General features: G+C 44.0%; 1 protein-coding gene and 1 tRNA gene. One reads left to right on the top strand and one right to left on the bottom strand.

The features are described 5' to 3' along the window. Position 1: 1 nt before the first annotated feature. A tRNA-Asn gene (locus tag R7Z78_RS24130) sits at positions 2-77 on the top strand. Between the two features lie 247 nt (positions 78-324). On the opposite strand, the gene R7Z78_RS24125 is transcribed toward R7Z78_RS24130, so the two are convergent. After that, a complete protein-coding gene (locus tag R7Z78_RS24125) occupies positions 325-1,761 on the bottom strand; it encodes an NAD-dependent succinate-semialdehyde dehydrogenase (RefSeq protein ID WP_169643893.1) in 1,437 nt (478 codons plus the stop codon). Positions 1,762-2,322: the final 561 nt, after the last annotated feature.

Raw genomic sequence — 2,322 nt, 5'->3', positions numbered from 1 at the left:
TTCCTCCTTAGCTCAGTTGGTAGAGCGACGGACTGTTAATCCGCAGGTCGCTGGTTCGAGCCCAGCAGGAGGAGCCATATTAGAAGAAGCCGCATCATTTGATGCGGCTTTTTTGTATTAGTTTAAAGCTAAGCTCTCTCCTACCCCATAACGAAATAACATAAGCGCTTTGATTATTAAAAACCGCTTACCGCAAGCTAACTATCGACTCATTAAATAACCAGAAAATATTAACCACAAACGCGCGTGGCAAATGGTATGCCTTTCAACTAAAAAAAGCTAGGTAAAAACCTAGCTTTTTAATTCAATCGGCCATCTCTGAAATCAGCTTAAACCACCAAGACAAATATACTTTGTCTCCAGATATTCATCGAGTCCTTGCTTAGCACCTTCCCGTCCAACACCCGACTCTTTAACTCCACCAAATGGAGCCACTTCAGTAGAGATGATCCCTTCATTAACTCCAACCATGCCGTACTCTAAACCTTCACTAAAAGTCACAATACGCTTCAAGCTATTCGTATAGAAATAGCAAGCCAAACCATATTCTGTATCGTTCGCCATTTCGAGAACTTGATAATCATTTTCAAAGGTAACAATAGGCAACACAGGCCCGAATAGCTCTTGCTGAACAATCGACATATTCTGCGTCACACTATCCAAAAGAACGGGCTCCATAAAGCGACCAGGCCGTCTCTGTGGAGAGTTAGCAATAGAGGCTCCTTCTTGTACAGCTTGATCGATCACCGCCTCTAGTCGATGCTTAGAGGCCATCGTAATAACAGGACCTAATGTGACACCTTTCTCTAAACCATTTCCAAGCTTTAATTTGCTTAACTTCGACAATACTTTATCAATAAAAGCTTGTTTTACATTTTTATGAACATATAGACGATTGGTACAAACACATGTTTGCCCTGCATTACGGAACTTCGACGCGACAAGCCCTTCCGCAGCCTCATCTAAGTCTGCATCTTCAAACACGATGAAAGGCGCATTACCACCCAACTCCATCGACACCGCCTTGACTGAATCACTGGCTTGCTTCATCAAAATTTTCCCAACGCGCGTAGACCCCGTAAAAGAGATCTTCTGAATCCTAGGATCAGTACTTAGTACTTGACCAAACTCAGCAGCCTGCTCCGACACCACGACAGAAAGCAGTTCTTTAGGGATACCAGCCTGATAAGCTAATTCAACAACAGCAATTGCAGTGAGAGGGGTAAGCTCTGATGGCTTGATCAACATGCCACAACCTGCCGCTAGGGCTGGTGCTGCTTTTCTTGTAATCATCGCAATAGGGAAGTTCCAAGGTGTAATTGCAGCGCATACTCCCACAGGCTGGCGAATTGCAGATAGACGTCTATCTGTCGTGGGGGCAGGAATAACTTCGCCATAAGCACGTTTTGCTTCTTCTGAGAACCACTCGACAAAAGAGGCACCATACATCACTTCCCCTTTGCTCTCAGCTAAAGGTTTTCCCTGCTCTAAGGTAATAATCGTGGCTATGTCTTCTGCATTATCAAGAAGTAGTTGATACCACCCCCTCAAACGACGAGAGCGCTCTTTGGCACTTAATTTAGCCCAACGGACTTGCTCCGTTTTGCACTGACCAATGAGATCGTCTAACTCCTCAAGAGTACTAGGCTTTAACCGAATTAACTCTTGCTCAGTTGCAGGGTTGATGACCACAATTCCCTCTTCGGAAGACCATTGCTTAAATACAGATTTCAGCGTTTCATTTTTTATTTGTTGCATCATCAAACATACTCCTCAAGAACTCCTCTTAGGTTAATCGCTACTAGCAAGTTCAGCAAAGAAAACAAAGTTTTCTAAAAGGCATTAATTTTCGGAAGACTTAGCTCTCTTCCTCACTATATTTCGGGAAATTGCGCAATCCACGCAACGACGGTTTCGCTCTAAATATGGGAGCAATGAATGTTTGAGAAATAAGAAGTAGAAAATTATTGTTTAAGAGAGACGCTAACAAAACGCGCAGTGAGGAAGACTATTCATTCTACTACGGTTGAGGGCGAGTGTTATAAAGACTCATTGTTCAAATGACCAATCTTTCAACGAGGACATGATACAAACTCGGAGTAATTGGAAGTGCAGGCAGCAGGCTCATCTTCCTGAGAAACTCATGCGCCAAAAGGGTAAAGAAAGTGGTATTGTCTCGCCTTCAATGTGTAAATACATTTCTAGGGGACACGACCAAACGAAAAAGCCCCAGTCTTTCGACTAGGGCTTAATATAAGTGGCGGAGTGGACGGGACTCGAACCCGCGACCCCCGGCGTGACAGGCCGGTATTCTAACCAACT

The sequence above is a fragment of the Vibrio sp. 1167 genome (assembly GCF_033340375.1).
Lineage (GTDB): Bacteria > Pseudomonadota > Gammaproteobacteria > Enterobacterales > Vibrionaceae > Vibrio > Vibrio alginolyticus.
This window is presented reverse-complemented; position numbering and strand designations above follow the sequence as displayed.